This is a genomic window from Pseudonocardia kunmingensis (assembly GCF_006716445.1).
GTDB classification, from domain to species: Bacteria; Actinomycetota; Actinomycetes; order Mycobacteriales; family Pseudonocardiaceae; genus Pseudonocardia; species Pseudonocardia kunmingensis.
Map to the genome: position 1 here is coordinate 676,874 of NZ_VFPA01000002.1, position 17,328 is coordinate 694,201.

Sequence of the window (17,328 nt, forward strand, 5' to 3'; positions counted from 1 at the left end):
GAGGCTGTCAACTGGGCGAGGATCGATTCCTAATACCGTTCTTGGTTCGGGTGGGCCTCGACGGGCGCAACCGGCGCGCGGGACCTGCAATGTGTGCTCTAGTCGTATACTCTTCTCGTGTATCGGCCGTCACACGGTGAGTCGTGGTTCGGCCGTTACTGCAGGACGAGATCCACGGAGGGTGCCGCGATGAAGCTGCGCGTTGGGCAGACGCTCGCCAGCACGGTCGACGCGACGACGGTGATCGTCGTGCGCTGGCCGGGGGATGACTTGGAGATCACCTGCGGTGGCGCGCGCATGGTGGACCCGCGGGGCCCGGAAGCGGGAACGACCGGCGTGGCCGACCCGGGCCAGCTGGGCGGTTCCCGGCTCGGCAAGCGGTACGCCGACGACGAGCTCGGAGTGGAGTTCCTGTGCACGAAGGCCGGTGAGGGCACGCTTGCCGTCAACGGCTCTCCGTTGCCCGTGAAGGACGCCAAGCCGCTGCCGGCGTCGGACTGAGCTCGAGCTGATCCGCGGATGAACGTCACGATGCTGCTGGACATGGCGGCCGACGGCTGCGGCGACCGGGTCGTGGTCGGGCGCCGCCAGGACGGCCTGACCGCCTCGCGGCTGCGGGACCTGTCGCTCGGCGGCGGGCAGGTGGTGCGCGAGGCAGGCGTCGACGCGATCGTCTACCTGGCGGTCAACGGCCCGGCGTTCCCGGTTGCCCTGTTCGCCGCTGCGCGGGCCGGGGTCCCGTTGGTGCCGGTGAACTACCGGCTCGGGCGCGAGCAGCTCGACGCGTTGCTGGCCAACCACCCCCGTGCGCTGGGGATCGCGGAACCGGAGCAGGCCGGGGCGCTGGCCCGGGCGGGCCTGGCCGTGCGCAGCCCTGCGGAGTGGATGGAGGCCGCGGCAGGCGCAATCGACGCCGCGGCCGAGGAGGAGCCGGCCGACCCGGACGGCACCGCGGTGCTGATCTACACCAGCGGCACGACGTCCGCGCCCAAGGGCGTGGTGCTGCGGCACCACAACCTGGTCTCCTACGTGCTGGGCACGGTGGAGTTCGCCGCCGCGGACGCCGACGAGGCGGCGCTGATGAGCGTGCCGCCCTACCACATCGCGGCCGTCTCGAACGTGCTCACGAACCTCTATACCGGACGCCGGTCGTTGACCCTGGAGCAGTTCACTCCGGAGAGCTGGCTGGGGCTGGTGCGCGAGCAGGGCATCACCAACGCGATGGTCGTGCCCACCATGCTCGCCCGGATCATGGACACCGACGGGATCGACCGGTCGGTGCCGTCGTTGCGGGCGCTGGCCTACGGCGGCGCGAAGATGCCGCTGCGGGTGATCGAGACGGCGCTGCGGGAGTGGCCGCACGTGGGGTTCGTGAACGCCTACGGTCTCACCGAGACCAGCTCGACCATCTCGGTGCTCGGCCCCGACGAGCACCGGGCCGCGATCGCCGACGACGACCCCGGGGTCCGGGGCCGGCTCGCTTCGGCCGGTCGGGCGGTGCCGGGTATCGAGATCGAGGTCCGTGACGCCTACGGCGACGCGGTGCCGGCGGACATGCCCGGGCAGATCTGGGTCCGCGGCGAGCAGGTCTCCGGCGAGTACGCCGGGCAGGGCTCCTCCGTGGACGAGCGCGGGTTCTTCTATACCCGCGACCAGGGTCGCCTCGACGCCGAGGGCTACCTGTACGTCGAGGGCCGGGTCGACGACACGATCATCCGCGGTGCCGAGAACATCGCCCCTGCCGAGATCGAGGACGTCCTGCTGCGCCACCCCGACGTGCTCGACGCCGTCGTCGTCGGTGTCCCGGACGACGAGTGGGGCCAGCGCATCGAGGCCGTCATCGTGCCGAGGCCCGGGACGGCGGTCGACCCCGAGGCGCTGCGCGCCTGGATCCGTGGACAGCTGCGCGGGTCGAGGACGCCGGATCGGATCGTCTGCTGGCCAGAGCTCCCGCGCACCCCGACGGGCAAGCTGGTGCGCCGCGACATCGTCGCCGAGCTCACGGCCTGAACCCAGCCATCGATGAAGGACCCAGGAGGATTCGTGCGCTTCACCGCTGAGCATCCCGTCGGGCAGCAGGGTTGTGCCCCGCAGCTGTATCAGGGCGACGGGCTCGCGCGCTTCGCCCGGGCCACCGAGGACGCGGGCTTCGGTGCGCTGGCCTTCACCGAGCACCCCGCTCCCTCGTTGAAGTGGCTGGAGCGGGGTGGCCACGCCAGCCTCGACCCGCTCGCCGCGCTGGCCTTCTGCGCCGCGGCCACCACCCGGCTACGACTGCTGACCTACCTGCTCGTGCTGCCCTACCGCAACCCGCTGCTGTTGGCCAAGACGATCGCCACGGTGGACCAGCTCTCCGGTGGGCGGCTCACCATCGGTGCCGGGAGCGGGTACCTGCGATCGGAGTTCGGCGCGCTCGGGGTGGAGTTCGAGGAGCGCGGCGCCCTGCTCGACGAAGCGCTCGACGTGTTGCGCGAGCTGTGGACGGGGGAGTCCTACGTGGGCGAGGGCCGGCACTTCACGGCGCGCGGGCAGGTGAGCGTGCCCGGACCGGTGCAGCTTCCGCACCCACCCGTGTGGCTCGGCGGCAACGGCCGCAACGCTCGTCGCAGGGTCGCCAGGACTGCGCAAGGCTGGGCCCCCTTGCTCATCGGCGACGAGGCGGCGGCCACGACCCGTACCGCCGCTCTGAAATCCCCGGCCGAGCTCAAGGACGCGGTCGACGAGCTGCGCGAGATGCTGGCGGACGCCGGCCGCGACCCGGCCACCGTCGACGTGCAGGTGCAGTCGCGGCAGAGCGACTTCCCCGGTAAGCCCGGCGGATCGCTCGAGGAGCACCGCCACCACGTCGGCGAGCTGGCCGAGGCCGGGGTGACCTGGTTCGTCGTGCGCACGTCCGGTGCCGACGTCGGTGCGGCCTGCGACGCCCTTGCGGCATACGGGCGCGACGTGATCAACGCAGGTTGAGGCCAGCCGGCCCGGACAACGAGAGGAGGCGCCGTGGGGGAGATCGACCTTGACGGGCAGGTCGCCGTCATCACCGGTGCGGGGGCGGGTATCGGGCAGGGAATCGCGCTGGGGTTGGCCGCGCGCGGCGCCCGCGTCGTGGTCGCCGAGATCGAACCGCAACGCGCCGAGCACACCGTGGAGCTGGTGACAGCCGCCGGCGGGCGGGCGGTGGCGGTGCCCACCGACGTGATGGACACCGCGCAGGTCGAGGCGGCGGTCGCCGCCGCGCAGGCGCACTTCGGGCGGCTCGACATCCTCGTGAACAACGCGGGCGGGGTCAACGGGAGGCGCTTTCTTGATCAGAGCGAGCGCAGCTGGCGCCGGCACATCGACATCAATCTGGTAAGCATGCTGTCGGCCAGCTGGCACGCCGCGCACGCGATGATCGGCGCCGGCAACGGGGGCTCGATCGTCAACGTCGCGAGCATCGAGGCCGGCCGCGCCGCGCCGATGTACGCGGTCTACGCGGCCTGCAAGGCCGGGATGCTCAGCTTCACCCGCACCATGGCCCTCGAGCTGGGCGAGCACGGGATCCGGGTCAACGCGATCGCTCCCGACCACACCCGCACACCCGGCAACTCGGGCGTCCGCACCGGCCCCGTCGACCCCGCGGCGCTGCGCGTGCGACCGGCCGAGGAGCAGGCCCGGGTCGACCGGTACGTCCCGCTCGGGAGGGAGGGCGTGATCTCCGAGTGCGGCGACGTCGTCGCGTTCCTCTGCTCGCCGCTGGCCGCCTACGTCACGGGAGCCACCATCCCCGTCGACGGCGGCACGTGGGCCTCGAGCGGGTGGGTCCGCACCGAGGACGGCGGCTGGGGGCTCTACGGCCGGATGGGGGGAGCACCGGCATGACCACGTCGATCACGCTGCCCGACGACGTACTGGCCTGGATCGAGCAGGCGGCCGGGAGCACGGTCGTGAACGCCGAGCGCATCCCCGGTGGTGGGATGCGCGAGGGGTGGTTCGTCGACCTCGCCGCTCCCGGCGGTGCGGTGCGCGAGCTGTTCCTGCGCTACAGCCCTGCGCCGCTGCCCGGCGGCGCCTTCCACACGCTCGGGGTCGAGGCCGAGGTGGTGCATGCGCTGAGGGTGGCCGGGGCCGTCGTGCCCACCGTCCACGCCGTGCACCCCGAGCGGGAGGCCGTGCTGCTCGAGCGCGTGCCGGGGGACACGTGGTTCTACCGGATCTCCGATCCCGACGAGCAGGTGCGCGTCGCCCAGGACTTCATCCGTGCGCTCGCCACCGTCCATCGGCTCGACCCGGCGACGCTCGACGTGCCGGGCCTCGGTCCGGTGCGCTCGGCCCGGGAGCACGCGCTGGAGCGCATCGCGCAGATCCGCGCCCGCGCCGCCGGCCCGGACGGGACGATCGACCCGCTGCTGCAGCTGTCCATCGGCTGGCTGGAGCGCAACGTGCCCGACTACGACGGTCCGGTCGTGCTCGTGCAGGGTGACACCGGCCCGGGCAACTTCCTGTACCAGGACGGCCGGGTGACCGCCGTGCTCGACTGGGAGCTTTCGCACTTCGGCGACCCGATGGACGACATCGCGTGGCTGTCGTTGCGAACGGTTCAGGACACGTTCACGCATCTGCCCGACCGGCTGGCGGAGTACGCGGCGCTGTCCGGCCACGAGATCGACGAGCACCGCGTGCGGTACTACCGCGTCTTCGCCGAGACGACCATGGCGACACTGCGCCCGGTCACCGCGCCACCGCCGGCGGGCAGCACTCCCGAGACCGTGACGCGCGACCTCGGCAACGCGCTGCTCTACGGCCAGCTGCACCGCAGGCTGTGGCTCGAGGCGCTCAATGACGTGATGGGCCTCGGACTGCAGGCACCCGAGCTGCCGGAACCGGCCGAGTACCCGGAGTGGGACCGGCACTACGGCGAGGCGCTCGCGATGCTGCGCACCGTCACTCCGCGGATCGAGGACCCGCTCGCCGCCCAGTGGACGAAGGGGGCGGCACGCATCCTGCGCCACCTGCGCGAGCAGGACAGGTCCGGGCGGCAGTACGCGGAGCGGGAACGTGACGAGATCGCCCAGCTGCTCGGACACGCAGCCGAATCGCTTCCGGAGGGCCGCGCCGCACTGGCGGAGGCGAGCCGCAGCGGCCGGGTCCCGGACGAGGAGTACGTGCGCTACCTCTGGAACAAGGTCATGCGCGAGGACCACCTCATGCGCACCGCGAGCGGCTCACTCCGAGAGCGCACCTGGCCGCCCCTGCGTTGACCCGTCGAGGAGCGGTCGGGCGAGTACGGGGACCTCCGCCAGTGCGCGCAGAGCGTCGTTGAGGTGGGTGCAGCCCCTGATCCCCTTGAGCTCGTCGAGGACCGCCTGCCGCAGGTCGGCCAGCCGGGTGCCGATCATCGGTTCGATGTTCCGCACGGCGAGCGGGCACTCCGCGTACGGCAACACCCGCGGGTCCGCCTCGACCGTGAGCAGCTCACCGGTGGCGGGGTCGGCCGTGGCCGTCACCTGGTACTCGTGCACGGCGACCCGTCCGCCCGCCGGGGTCGTCGCGCTGTCCTGGAACATGGCATCGACCTCGAGTACGCCGCTCTCCGCCAGCCGGACGTCGATGCGCCGGGCGCGTCGCATCGAGACGTCGGTGATGTCGTCGAGGTGGTGCCAGGCGCGAGGGTCGTCGCTCGCGGGCAGCGGGTCGACGGGCCGCGTCCGGTGCGACATGCGGCCGGTGCCGTCGCGGTCCAGCGCGCTCGACCCCGGCTGGAACCCGGTGCAGATCCCCTCCATGCGGCGCCGGGGCGATGGCTGCCCCGGCTTTGGTGACATCCACTCGCTCGTCCACTGCGAGTAGGCGAACCCGGAGATCAGCGACGCACCGGCGATGTCGTCGAGCAGCAGGTACAGGGGAGTGCCCGCGGCGCGTTCGGCCGGCACGACCTCGCCGAGGATCCCGCGCAACCGGCCGCCGCCGCGCGCACCGACGAGCCCGCCGATCGTCGGCCGCGGCGGCTCGGTCGTGATGTCCTCGATCGTCCGGTCGAGCGCGACGCCCACCCGCATGACGTCCTCGGCCAGCACCCGCGGCGGGCCGCCGTCGGCGGGGGTGAGCAGATCGCGCGCCCTGCCGAGCAGGCGCAGCTGGGTACCGCGCCCTCCTGGCCAGGTCATGTCGATCGATGACGTCCGCCGGACCGAGCCCGGTCGGCGCGCCGGCGTGGCGTTCATCGGGCCGCGAACCGTGGGCGCGCTGTCGAGGTCGATCGTCATGGGTTCTCCCGCCGTGAGCAATGCTACCTATTCAGTAGCATGAACCACGCCGTCTCGTGCGAGACGCCCCACCTCCGCCGGTGTGAATCCGAGCTCACCCAGCACCTCCGACGTGTGCTCGCCGACGGCCGGGCACGCGCGGTCGAGGCGCAGCTCCAGGTCGCCGAGATCCCAATAGGCACCGAACTGCTGCATCTCGCCCCACTCGCGTTGCGGGTAGGACACCACCAGCCGGGAGCGCCGGTTCTCCTCGTCGTCCCAGACCGCGAACCAGTGGAACTCGCGCACGGGCTCGGCCGCGACGCCGACGCCGGCCAGCGCGGCCGCCACCTCGGCGCTGGTCCGCTCGGCGAACACGTCGTCCCGGTTGCTGGACTCCTGGTTGCCGCCCGCCACCGCGTGCAACGCCGCCAGCTGCGCCGCGCCGGGTGCGACGACCGCGACCCAGCCGTCCGCGGTGCGGTGGACGCGGTAGCCGGGGCCGAGCCCGGTCTGGTCGCCGTCCAGGCGCGGGTAGGGCGCGATCGCACCCTCGTCGTCGAGGAACGTCTCGCTCGCCGTGAACACGGCGGTGCCGAGCAGGCTCGCGGACGTCGAGGTCGCCCGTCCGGTGCGTGCGCGCTGGAACAGTGCGAGCAGCGTGGCGACGGCTGAGCTCGCCGCGGTGAGTGTGTCGAGAGAGCCGAGATGGTGGAACAGCGGAGGGTTGCCGGCTCCGGCGTTCTCGACGTTCCAGCCGGCCATGGCCTGGAACACGGAGTCGTAGCCCGGCCGGTCGGCGCGCGGGCCACGGGTCCCGTAGGCGCTGACATGGCTGAACACCGCGTCGGGGTTGAGCCCGCGCACCGCCGGCTCGTCCAGGCTGAGCTTGGTCGCGGCCCGCCCCCTGATGTTGTGGTGCACGACGTCGGCCCAGCGGACCAACCGGTCGCGGATCTGCTCGCCGTCGGGACGCCGCAGGTCGAGGGCGATTCCGCGCTTCCCGCGGTTGCACGCGACGTAGAAGCCGTCGCGCCAGCCGCGGACCGGATCCCCGGAGACGGCCTCGACCTTGATCACGTCAGCGCCGAGGTCGGCGAGCAGCATCGAGGCGAGCGGTCCGGCCAGGTACGCGCCGAAGTCCACGACGCGCAGCCCGTCGAGCGGGCGCGGCGGGGCGCCCCCACCGCCGCCTGCCGCGAAGCGCCCGCCGCCGGCAGCGAGGCCGTCGTGCTCCCCGAGGCCGTCGTGCTCCCCGATGCGAGGCGCCGCAGATCGGACCGCGGGCGGCGGTTCAGTCCGGAAGGGCGGCGCCGCCTGCCGCGTCCGGCCGTGTTCGGGGTCCTCGACGTCGACGACGAAGCCGCCCGCGAGCACCTCCTCGTCGGCGAGGAGCGCACCCAGCGGGGCGATGAGCTCCACCGCCACGTCGGCGGCCCGGATCGCGGCCAGCCACGCCTGCGCCGGATGCTCCCGCATCGCCACCCGCATCACGTCGGCGTCGAACTGCTCGGCGGCGCGGCCCAGCGCCTGCAGCGTGGAACGCATCAGCGGCATGACGCTCAGGTCGACCCGGTCGGCCGGGTTCATGAGCTGCAGCCAGCGACCGTCCGCGCACTCGTACATGGCGGCCTGCCGGTTCGCGAGCGTGCCAGGTTGGCCCTCGACCAGGCTGGCCGACGGATTCTCCGCCCGGTTCCAGGCCATGTTCTGGATCAGGTGCACGCCCTGGGCGAGGCTGGTGTGCGCAGGCCCGCCCGCACCCGAGGACTCGCGGTGGATCAGCCGGGCCACGATCCCCGCCGCGGCGAGGAACGCCGCGCCCCAGCTCGGGGCGGGGAACCGCCACGCGAACGGGCCGTCACGCCATCCCGCCTGGGTGTCCATCAGGCCCTCGCGGGCCTGCACGAGCAGGTCGTAGCCGGGTCGCTCGGCGTCGGCGTGCCCGGGCGGCCAGCCCGTCACGCCGCAGACGACGAGCGCCGGGAAGTCGACCGCGAGCGTGGCGTCGTCGAGGTCGTGGCGGGCTGCCGTCGAGGGCCGCAGGCCGTGGACGAGGACGTCGGCGTCGCGCAGCAGCGATCGCAGCGTGGCGGCGTCGGCCGGATCGGTGAGGTCGAGCACGACGCTGCGCTTGCTCCGGTTCCACGTCGCGAACGCCGAGGGATGCTGCGCTCGCAGCGGATCGCCGCCGGGCGGCTCGACCTTCACGACGTCGGCGCCGGCCTCGGCGAGCATCTGCGCCGCGACCGGCCCGGCAAGGCCCGACGACAGATCGACGATGCGGATGCCGTCCAGGATGGCGCCGGTCATCGGGTGGCGCGCAGCGCCGAGAGCATCGCGGTGAAGTGGTCGGGCTTCCAGCCGTCCTGGTCCTCACCCCAGCCGATCTGCCCGTCGTACTCCCAGCGCATGAGCGCGTTCGACCCGGTGGCGTGCTCGCACATGTGGCTGACCGTGAATCCCTCCGCCTGCATGGTCCGGCCGGTGACGTCGGCGAGGTCGACGAGCATGTGCGCGTTCCACCCGGTCGCCGGGTCCCGGAAGTTGCGCATCCGGCTGCCGGCGGGGTCGAGCCGCTCGAACCGCCCGTCGCGCAGCAGCCAGCCGACGTTCATCGGCGACCACCCCTGCGCGTCGCCGTCCTGGGGACGGACGAAGCCGAGGAAGCCGGTCTGTGCGCCGGTGTGGCCGAAGATGTACTCGATTCGGCCACGGCCGCGCTGCCGCTCGATCTCGCGCCACCGCGGTCCGCCCGGATTCCGGACGGTGTGCTCACCGCGCAGGTGCGACGCCTTGCGGCTCTGCGCGTGCGGGCCCCCGCGAGGCCCCCAGGTCCGATCGCGCACCGAGAAGCAGTCGATCGGGATGCGCTCACCGCGCAACGTCAGCTCGCCGGTGAGGTGCCCGAGCTGGTCGAGGTGCGGGTTGTCCAGCATGGGCGCCTGGCCGGGGGTGAACCGGAACGGCGGGTGGACGCTGCGGTGCTCGAACTCCACGGCGAACCCGGCGTCGCGGTCGGCGTAGGCGACGTGGTAGTCCATGAGCGGCCGCAGCATCTTCACCGAGAAGCCACCCTGCGGAAACGTGATGTCGCGCAGGTCGGCGTCGGCCGGCATCGGGACATCGGGTGCCCTGCGGTAGTACGCGAGCCGGCCGGGGTCGGCACCGTTGGCGTCCCAGACGAAGACACGCCAGATGACCTGGTCGCGGTTGGTGTGGTAGCCCGCGTGCAGCCATCCGCCGATCCGGCGCTCCGAGATGTTGAACGACCACCAGTTCGTCTCGAACTCGTAGGGGTCCTCCGATGCCCGGTGGTAGGTGTCGTCCTCGGGGACGAACGGGGTGTCCTCGGTGATCATCCAGGTCTCCTCTGCAATGAGGTGCCCCGAAGAGCATGGCTTCAAAATAGCCCCCTCATTCTGTTCTGGACACCCTGATGTCGCGTTCGGTGGTGGACCACGATCAGGAGCCGGCCTCAATAGGGCCACTCAGTAGCCCGACTGGCAGGCCCCGGGCGCGGTCGATGCCGACGCCGTCGGGCTCAGATCCTGGTACCTGTGACACTTGACACAAGCGCCCATTTCAGGTCACTCTTTCGACCGTTCTCGTGGGCATGGGCTGATCCGGGGGCGTTTCCGGGCCGGTGGAACCCAGGGGGCAACGGTGCCCGAGGAAAGGACCCGGATGTGAGTCCGCGCAGTCGGTTGTGGAAGGGCCTGGCCGTCGTCCTCGTGCTGGGAGTGCTCGCCGGGTGCGGTGGCGGGGGTTCCGACGAGAGCCCGGCCGCAGGCGCGGTCGACGACAGCGCTGTCCTGCGGGCCGGGTGGACGGTCGGGCCAACGAGCCTCGACCCGCACATGGCCACGGCCGAGGTCGTCTGGTTCCGGTTCGGGATGACCTCGATCTATGACCGGCTGTTCACCGTGAACGCTGCGGGCGAGGTCGAGGGCATGCTGGTCGACTCGTGGGAGTACACCGAGGACGGGCTGCAGCTGACGATGACGCTGCGCGAGGACGTGACGTTCCGCGACGGCACGCCGCTGGACGCCAGCGCCGTGAAGCTGAGCCTGGACCGGGCCCGCACCCAGCAGAGCCCGGTGGTGAAGGCGCGGATGGCGGCGGTGACGGCGGTGGAGGTGCCCGCGCCGTACGAGGTGCGGCTGACGTTGGACGGCCCGACGCCTGCGGTGCCCTACATCCTGGCGGAGAACTCGGGGTTCATCCTGCACCCCGATCTGGTCACCTCGGGCGATCCGGCCACCGAGACCAACGGCTCGGGCGCCTACTCCGTGGAGAGCTTCACCCCCGGTGAGTCGCTGGTGCTGGTGCGCGACCGCACCGACTACTGGGATCCCGAGGCCGCCAAGATCGCCCGGATCGAGCACCGGGCCGTTCCCGACTTCCAGGCCTTCTCCAACGCGCTCGCGGCCGGGCAGATCGACATCGGCCAGTTCCAGCCGAACAACGTGGCGTCGATCGAGGGCCGCAGGGGCCTGCAGGCGGTGCCCGTCCCGCAGGGCATCAGCAGCGACCTCCTGTTCAACCGCGCGGTGGCGCCGATGGACGACCTGCGGGTTCGGCAGGCGATCAACCTTGCGATCGACCGCGAGGCGATCACGCAGGCGCTGTACCCGGGGTCGGAGCCGAAGTACCAGTACTACCGCGAGGGACTGCAGGGCCATGACCCGTCGCTGGGCCCGATCGGCCGCGACGTCGAGCGGGCCAAGGCATTGCTGGCCGAGGCCGGACACCCGAACGGGGTCGACCTCGGCGAGATGCTGGTCAGCACGGCGACCACGGCCGGGCTGCTCGACGTCGTGCTCGAGCAGCTCGCCGAGGTGGGCATCCGGGCCGACGCGGTCACGGTCGACGCGCTGCAGATCTTCCCTCGCTGGGCGGAGGGCAGGAGTGCCGCGCTGCTGCAGTTCTCCTCGACCGGGCTCGAACCCGGTGCCGGTGCATCCACCTCATGGGGGCCGCAGCTGAATCCGGCGGGGACGACACCGGAGTTCGACCGGATCCTCGCTGCGGCCGCTGACAACCGGCTCAGCCAGGAGGAGCGCAACGCCGGTTACCAGGAGCTCAATCGCTTCCTGCGGGAGCAGGCGTGGTCGTCGCCGATCACGTGGATCAACTACCCATGGGTGATGACCGAGCGGCTCCAGGGGTTCAGCGCGGAGATGGACTACGCCACGACGCTGGGCCCCTACGACTTCCGGTACCTGTCGATGCAGGCGGACAGCTGAGTCCTGCGATGGTGCTGGACGATCAAGCCCGGCCGGAGGGAGCGCGCGCCGGCGCTCCACCGTCCCGTGATCGTCAGTTCGGTGCAAAGGCGGCCAGATCTGGCCGCCTTTGCACCGGATCGGCGATCACGGATCCGACCGGCCGTTGCCGATGGAGTTCGGACTTGCCCGTCTCGGTGTCCTGAAACTGTCGTTTCGGTCGACCCGGCGGTCGTGGCGCTTGACACTCCGGCAGGTTCAGGCCACTCTTTCTCGCGTGTGTGGCCCTGCGGGTCGGCCGGGACGGGCCGACGAACCCCGACGTCCGAGCGCTGATCGGCTCGATGCCACGGACGGCCTGCAGATGAGGGAGGTGCGCTGATGCTCCGCTTCGTGGCCACCCGGCTGTTGACCGTGGTGCCGCTGCTGCTGTTGCTGACGCTCGTCGTCTTCGGTCTGGTCCAGATCGCGCCCGGCGATCCGGCCGCGATCATCGCGGGTCCGGAGGCGAGCCCGGAGGCGGTCGAGCAGATCCGGGCCGATCTCGGACTGGACCGGCCCGTGTGGGAGCAGTACCTGTCCTACATCGGGAACGCCGTGCAGGGCGATCTCGGGACGTCGTACACGACGAACGAGCCGGTGACCGAGGTGATCGGCCGGGCGTTGCCGCGCACGGTGACGATCGCGGTGTTCGCGATGCTGCTCGCGGTGGCGATCAGCCTCCCGTTGGGGGTGCTCGCGGCACTGCGACGCAACCGCCTGACCGACCGGCTCGTGACCGGCGCGGCGGTGGTGGCGCTGGCGGTGCCCCCGTTCGTGCTGGCAGCGCTGCTGGTGAACTACCTGGCCCTCGGCGGCCTGCAGCTGTTCCCGCCCACCGGGTACGAACCGCTGTCGGAAGGGTTCGACGAGTGGTTCCGGTTCGCCGTCCTGCCGGCGATCGCGATCGCGACGATCAGCCTGGCCGAGCTCACGCGCCAGGCCCGCGGGTCGTTGATCGACGCGATGGAGGAGGACTACGTCCGCACCGCACGGGCGAAGGGGCTCGGGCGGTGGTGGATCGTGGGCAAGCACGCGGCCAAGAACGCCGCGGTGCCCTACGTGACCGTGCTGGGACTGAACGTCGGCCGCGTCGTCGGTGCGGCGGTGATCGTCGAGGCGATCTTCAACATCCAGGGGTTCGGGCAGCTCGGAGTCGACGCCGTGCTCAGCCGGGACCTGCCCACGATGCAGGGCGTCGTCCTGGTGAGCGGAGTGATCGTGTTGCTGGTCAATCTGGCCGTGGACATCTCCTACGGCTACTTCAACCCGCGGGTGCGTGCCGGATGACCGCCCTCGCGCCCGTGAGCGCAGCGGCCCGTCCGCGGGTCTCCTACCGTCCCGGCCGGGTGATGCGGCGGTTCCTCGCCGACCGCGTCGGGGTCACCGCCCTGGTCGTGGTCCTGATCCTCGTGGTGATCGCGCTGGTCTCGCGGTTCTGGACGCCGGTGGACCCGACCGCGCAGGAGCTGCTGGACCGGCTGGAGGGGCCCTCGTCGGCGCACTGGCTGGGCACCGACAACGTCGGGCGCGACATCCTGAGCAGGCTGATGCGGGCCACCTGGACCGCGCTCACCTCGTGCGCGCTGGCGGTGGGGCTCGCGGTCGCGGTGGGTGTTCCGCTCGGCCTGCTGGCCGGCTACGCGGAGGGGTTCCTCGACGGGCTGCTGGGCCGGATCAGCGACGTGCTGATGTCGCTGCCGCCGCTGCTGTTCGCGGTGGCCATCGTCGGTGCCCTCGGACCGAGCCTGACCAACGCGATGATCGCCATCGGGGTCCTGTTGATGCCGCGGTTCTTCCGGCTGACGCGGATCAGCACCCGGGAGGTCAAGAACGAGGATTTCGTGGAGGCGGCGCGGGCGTCGGGTACGACCACCATGCGCATCCTCGGCCGGCACGTGCTGCCGAACATCGCCTCGCCGCTGCTGATCCAGATCTCGTTCGGCGCCGCGGTGGCGATCGTCTCGGAGTCCGGGCTGAGCTTCCTGGGGCTCGGTGCGCAAGCACCCACCGCGAGCTGGGGGTCGATGGTCAAGGAAGGCTTCGACCGGCTCGCCGAGAACAGCTGGAGCATGTACCCGCCGGCCATCATGATCGTGGTCACCGTCCTGGTGCTGTCCCTGCTGGGCGACGGCCTCCGTGACGCCGTGGGCCGACAGACGGGCGGACGCCGATGACCGGGCCGGTGAGCACCGCCGCGAATACACCTCCGACCGCGCTCACCACGGGCCGCGAGACCGTGCTCGAGGTCGCCGACCTCGGTGTGGACATCCACGTGGACCGCGACTGGGTCGGCATCGTCGACGGTGTGGACCTGACGGTGCGTGCCGGCGAAACCGTCGGCCTGGTCGGCGAGTCGGGTTCGGGCAAGACCGTGACGTCCCTGGCGGTGATGCAGCTGCTGCCGCCGAACTCGCGGGTGCGCGGCAGCGTGCGGCTCGGCGGGCGGGAGCTGATCTCGCTGTCCGAGGGGGAGCTCAACCGGATCCGCGGCGTCGAGATGGGGATGATCTTCCAGGAGCCGCGCCGGAGCCTGAACCCGGCGTTCACGGTGGGCGACCAGGTGGCCGAGTCGGTGCGTCGCCACCGGGGTGCGGACCGGAGCAAGGCCTGGGACCGGGCGGTGGAGCTGTTCGAGCTCGTCGGCATCCCCGACGCGCGGCGCCGCGCGTCCGCGTACCCGCACGAGTTCTCCGGCGGGATGTGCCAGCGGGTGATGCTGGCGATGGCGCTGGCCTGCGAGCCGTCGCTGCTGATCGCCGACGAGCCCACCACCGCGTTGGACGTCACCGTGCAGCGGCAGGTGCTGTCGCTCATCGGCGAGGTGCAGCAGCGGCTCGGGATCGGCGTCCTGCTGATCACCCACGACCTCGGCGTGGTCGCCGAGGTGTGCGACCGCGCGGCGGTGATGTACGCGGGCCGGATCGTCGAGCAGGCGCCCGTCATGGAGCTGTTTGACGCACCGCAGCACCCCTACACGGCGGGCCTGCTGCACGCGATGCCCGACCACGTCCGCCACGTCGAGCGCATGGGCGTGATCCCGGGCCGGGTGCCGCCGCCGCACGACTTCCCGGCGGGCTGCCGCTTCCACCCCCGGTGCCCGTTCGCGCAGGAGCCCACTTGCACCGAAGGGGAGATCCCGCTCCGCGACGTCACGCCCGGGCACACCGCGCGGTGTGCCCGGCTCGGTGACCTCGAGCTGGAGGACGCCTTCTATGGCTGACACGACCAGCGCGACCGGCAGCGCACCTGCGCTGACCGTGACCGGCCTGCGCAAGAGCTTCCCGGCGCAGCGCAACCTGCTCGGGCGGGTCACCCGCACCGTCGACGCGGTGCGGGGCGTCGATTTCGAGGTCCGGGCCGGGGAGACCCTCGCGCTCGTCGGCGAGTCCGGGGCCGGGAAGTCCACGGTCGGGCGGCTGGTGCTGCGGCTCATCGACCCCGACGCGGGCGAGGTCGGCGTGCTGGGGCGCGACATCACCCAGCTGGCTGGCCGCGAGCTCAGGGCGATGCGCGGTCGCGCCACGATGATCTTCCAGGACCCGTACAAGTCGCTGGACCCCCGCTCGCAGATCCGCCACTCGCTGGCCGAGCCGCTGATCGCGCAGGGGCGGTGGGGCCGGCGGGGCCGCGTCGAGCGCCTGGGAGAGCTGCTCGAGCGGGTCGGACTGGCCCCGCACTACCTCGACCGCTTCCCCTACGAGATGTCGGGCGGGCAGCTCCAGCGCGTCGCGGTGGCCAGGGCGTTGGCCACCGACCCCGAGCTCGTGGTGTGCGACGAACCCGTCGCCGCGCTGGACATGTCGATCCGCTCGCACGTGATCAACCTACTCCGCGACCTGCAGCGGGAGCGCAACCTCGCCTACCTGTTCGTGTCCCACGACCTGTCGCTCGTCCGCGTCATCGCCGACCGGATCGCCGTCATGCGCCGCGGCGAGATCGTGGAGTGCCGGCCCACCGCCGAGCTGTTCGCCGACCCGCAGCACTCCTACACCCGCGAGCTGCTGTCCGCGATCCCGGCCGCGCATCCGCGCAACCGGACCTTCCGCGCCGCGCCCGCCGCGTGAGCGATCGCGTCCGTCACCGAACCCGCTTGCCGCATCCGTACCGGAGGTCGACCGTGCCGCCCGATTCTGCCGAGCCCGTGCCGTCCTGGTTCCGCGAGGCGTTGGCCGTCGCGGCCGAGGTCGGTGAGGTCGACGTGGCCGGCGTGCCGGTCCGCTACCGCGCATGGGGCACGCCGGGCAACGGCGGGATCGTGCTGGTGCACGGTGGTGGGGCGCACAGCCGGTGGTGGGATCACATCGCGCCGCTGCTCGCCGCGCCCGCCGGGCGGCGCATCATCGCGCTGGACCTGACCGGGCACGGCGACTCCGGCCGCCGCGCGGAGTACAGCCTCTCCGGCTGGGCCGAGGAGGCCGTCGTGGTGGGCAGGGCGGGCGGTGCCGGGCCGGCGCCGGTCCTCGTCGGGCACAGCATGGGCGGCATGGTCGCGCTCACCGCGGCCCGGATGTTCGGCGCCGAGCTCGGGGGCGCCATCACCGTGGACACGCCGGTGCGCGACCTGACCCCGGAGGAGGCGGCGGCCCGCGACGGGCGCGCGTTCGGACCGTTGCGCATCTACCGCAGCCGGGAGAAGGCGATCAGCCACTTCCGCCTGGTGCCCGCACAGGCGAAGGAACTGGGCTACGTGGTCGCACACATCGCCGAGCACTCCGTACGTCCGGTCGAGGGCGGGTGGGCATGGAAGTTCGACCCGCAGGCCTTCCGCAGGCCCCCGCTCGCGGCGGCCGAACTCGCCGAGCTCGACTGCAGGGTCGCGCTGTTCCGGGCCGAGCATGGGCTCGTCCCCGCGGCGATGAGCGACATGATCGTGGACCGGCTGGGCCGCGCCGTGCCGTCGGTGGAGATCCCTACCGCCGCCCATCACCTGATGGTCGACGAGCCGATCGCGCTCGTCACAGGGCTGCGCGCGCTGCTCGCCGACTGGGAGTACTCGACGGCCATGCGTCCCGCCGCCGTCTCCGTCCCGAGCTGACCGACGAACCGAGGAGGCCCACGTGGCGTCGCCCGCACCCGCCCACCGCCCGCGCTGGATCGACCTGGACGGCGCGCACAACGTGCGCGATGTCGGCGGCCTGCGCGCAGGCTCGGCGCGGGTGCGCGACGGCGTGCTCCTGCGCGGAGACCACCTCGAGGACCTCACCCCGCCCGCGGCGGACCGGCTGTGCGACGAGTTGGGGTTGCGCGCGATCATCGACCTGCGCGGGCCCCGGGAAGACCCGCGAGCGGCCGACTGGATCGCGGCCAGTGGGGTGGCGCGCTTGCACCTCCCGCTGGTCGACCTCACCCGCGTGACGGACCGGGAGCGGTCCCGAGGGGATGTCGAGCTGGTCTACCGGGCCATGCTCGACGACGCCGGGCCTGCTCTCGCGCAGATCCTGAGGTTCGTCGTGGCCGACGACCGGACCCCCGCGCTCGTCCACTGCGCCGCGGGCAAGGACCGCACCGGGATCACCGTCGCCGTCCTGCTCGCGGTGGCCGGGGTGGACAGCGCCGACATCGTGGCGGACTACGTGGCCACGGGCGAGCGGCTGGCGCGGGTGCGCGCCAGCCTCGTCCGACGGCCCGCCTACCGGAACATCGAGTTCGCCCCGCCGTCGCCGGCCGCGCTGTCCGACGCACCCATCCGGACCGTGCTGTCGGCCCTCGACGCCCACGCGGGTGGCGCGGCGGGCTTCCTCGCCGCACACGGCACCACGGCCGCCGAGATGGAGGCGTGGCGGGCGGCGCTGCTCGCTCCTGCCTGACGACGAGCGTCCGCGTGCTCGCGTTCCGCG

The 17,328-nt window shown here is 72.2% G+C and carries 15 protein-coding genes; 12 read left to right on the forward strand and 3 right to left on the reverse strand.

Annotation, left to right across the window (positions count from 1 at the left end):
- Positions 1–189: 189 nt before the first annotated feature.
- From FB558_RS19055 to FB558_RS19075, 5 genes are read left to right on the forward strand one after another with little or no spacing between them, the layout of a single operon-like run.
- A complete protein-coding gene (locus FB558_RS19055; RefSeq protein WP_142055349.1) occupies positions 190–501 on the forward strand; it encodes a hypothetical protein in 312 nt (103 codons plus the stop codon).
- A gap of 18 nt (positions 502–519) precedes the next feature.
- Positions 520–2,010 (forward strand): class I adenylate-forming enzyme family protein, encoded by a 1,491-nt coding sequence (locus FB558_RS19060; protein WP_142055351.1) that lies wholly within the window; start codon positions 520–522, stop codon positions 2,008–2,010.
- 33 nt (positions 2,011–2,043) lie between these two features.
- Positions 2,044–2,964 carry a TIGR03619 family F420-dependent LLM class oxidoreductase gene (locus FB558_RS19065; RefSeq protein WP_211366676.1) on the forward strand — a complete coding sequence of 307 codons (921 nt, stop codon included), beginning with the start codon at positions 2,044–2,046 and terminating at the stop codon, positions 2,962–2,964.
- A gap of 33 nt (positions 2,965–2,997) precedes the next feature.
- The gene (locus tag FB558_RS19070; protein ID WP_142055355.1) at positions 2,998–3,858 is read left to right on the forward strand and encodes an SDR family NAD(P)-dependent oxidoreductase; all 861 of its coding nucleotides are present in this window, start codon (positions 2,998–3,000) and stop codon (positions 3,856–3,858) included.
- Positions 3,855–5,237: a phosphotransferase family protein gene (locus FB558_RS19075; RefSeq protein WP_142055356.1), complete on the forward strand. Its 1,383-nt coding sequence runs from the start codon at positions 3,855–3,857 to the stop codon at positions 5,235–5,237. The genes FB558_RS19070 and FB558_RS19075 overlap by 4 nt, the downstream gene beginning before the upstream one ends.
- On the opposite strand, the gene FB558_RS19080 is transcribed toward FB558_RS19075, so the two are convergent.
- Genes FB558_RS19080 through FB558_RS19090 form a run of 3 tightly spaced genes read right to left on the reverse strand, consistent with a single transcriptional unit; the run spans position 5,202 to position 9,583 of the window.
- A complete protein-coding gene (locus FB558_RS19080; protein ID WP_211366677.1) occupies positions 5,202–6,242 on the reverse strand; it encodes a DUF2889 domain-containing protein in 1,041 nt (346 codons plus the stop codon). The two genes, FB558_RS19075 and FB558_RS19080, sit on opposite strands and share 36 nt — an antisense overlap.
- 27 nt (positions 6,243–6,269) lie before the next feature.
- Positions 6,270–8,534: a CaiB/BaiF CoA transferase family protein gene (locus FB558_RS19085; protein ID WP_142055358.1), complete on the reverse strand. Its 2,265-nt coding sequence runs from the start codon at positions 8,532–8,534 to the stop codon at positions 6,270–6,272.
- A complete protein-coding gene (locus FB558_RS19090) occupies positions 8,531–9,583 on the reverse strand; it encodes a DUF7065 domain-containing protein (RefSeq protein WP_142055360.1) in 1,053 nt (350 codons plus the stop codon). Before FB558_RS19090 ends, FB558_RS19085 begins: the two co-directional genes overlap by 4 nt.
- Positions 9,584–9,910: 327 nt before the next feature.
- Between FB558_RS19090 and FB558_RS19095 the strand changes: the two genes are divergently transcribed.
- The 7 genes from FB558_RS19095 to FB558_RS19125 all read left to right on the forward strand — a co-directional run bounded on the left by FB558_RS19095 (position 9,911) and on the right by FB558_RS19125 (position 17,298).
- Complete coding sequence (locus tag FB558_RS19095; protein ID WP_142055361.1) at positions 9,911–11,470, forward strand: ABC transporter substrate-binding protein; 1,560 nt, start codon at positions 9,911–9,913, stop codon at positions 11,468–11,470.
- 360 nt (positions 11,471–11,830) lie between these two features.
- The gene (locus FB558_RS19100) at positions 11,831–12,778 is read left to right on the forward strand and encodes an ABC transporter permease (protein WP_142055363.1); all 948 of its coding nucleotides are present in this window, start codon (positions 11,831–11,833) and stop codon (positions 12,776–12,778) included.
- Entirely contained in the window at positions 12,775–13,665 is an 891-nt protein-coding gene (locus FB558_RS19105) for an ABC transporter permease (RefSeq protein ID WP_142055365.1), read from the forward strand. The genes FB558_RS19100 and FB558_RS19105 overlap by 4 nt, the downstream gene beginning before the upstream one ends.
- A gap of 8 nt (positions 13,666–13,673) precedes the next feature.
- Positions 13,674–14,711, forward strand: a complete 1,038-nt coding sequence (locus FB558_RS19110) for an ABC transporter ATP-binding protein (protein ID WP_246106610.1) — start codon at positions 13,674–13,676, stop codon at positions 14,709–14,711.
- Positions 14,704–15,555, forward strand: coding sequence for an ATP-binding cassette domain-containing protein (locus FB558_RS19115; protein ID WP_142055369.1), 852 nt, complete (start codon positions 14,704–14,706; stop codon positions 15,553–15,555). Before FB558_RS19110 ends, FB558_RS19115 begins: the two co-directional genes overlap by 8 nt.
- 53 nt (positions 15,556–15,608) lie before the next feature.
- Positions 15,609–16,526 (forward strand): alpha/beta fold hydrolase, encoded by a 918-nt coding sequence (locus FB558_RS19120; RefSeq protein WP_211366782.1) that lies wholly within the window; start codon positions 15,609–15,611, stop codon positions 16,524–16,526.
- Positions 16,527–16,548: 22 nt separating this feature from the next.
- Positions 16,549–17,298: a tyrosine-protein phosphatase gene (locus tag FB558_RS19125; RefSeq protein ID WP_142055371.1), complete on the forward strand. Its 750-nt coding sequence runs from the start codon at positions 16,549–16,551 to the stop codon at positions 17,296–17,298.
- Positions 17,299–17,328 lie beyond the last annotated feature (30 nt).

What these genes read in the sequence shown, in the direction of transcription:
- FB558_RS19115 (WP_142055369.1), top strand. Translation starts at nt 14,704, where the DNA reads ATGGCTGACACGACCAGCGCGACCGGCAGCGCACCTGCGCTGACCGTG.
- FB558_RS19080 (WP_211366677.1), bottom strand. Translation starts at nt 6,242, where the DNA reads ATGACGATCGACCTCGACAGCGCGCCCACGGTTCGCGGCCCGATGAAC.
- FB558_RS19105 (WP_142055365.1), top strand. Translation starts at nt 12,775, where the DNA reads ATGACCGCCCTCGCGCCCGTGAGCGCAGCGGCCCGTCCGCGGGTCTCC.
- FB558_RS19085 (WP_142055358.1), bottom strand. Translation starts at nt 8,534, where the DNA reads ATGACCGGCGCCATCCTGGACGGCATCCGCATCGTCGATCTGTCGTCG.
- FB558_RS19100 (WP_142055363.1), top strand. Translation starts at nt 11,831, where the DNA reads ATGCTCCGCTTCGTGGCCACCCGGCTGTTGACCGTGGTGCCGCTGCTG.
- FB558_RS19075 (WP_142055356.1), top strand. Translation starts at nt 3,855, where the DNA reads ATGACCACGTCGATCACGCTGCCCGACGACGTACTGGCCTGGATCGAG.
- FB558_RS19090 (WP_142055360.1), bottom strand. Translation starts at nt 9,583, where the DNA reads ATGATCACCGAGGACACCCCGTTCGTCCCCGAGGACGACACCTACCAC.
- FB558_RS19055 (WP_142055349.1), top strand. Translation starts at nt 190, where the DNA reads ATGAAGCTGCGCGTTGGGCAGACGCTCGCCAGCACGGTCGACGCGACG.
- FB558_RS19060 (WP_142055351.1), top strand. Translation starts at nt 520, where the DNA reads ATGAACGTCACGATGCTGCTGGACATGGCGGCCGACGGCTGCGGCGAC.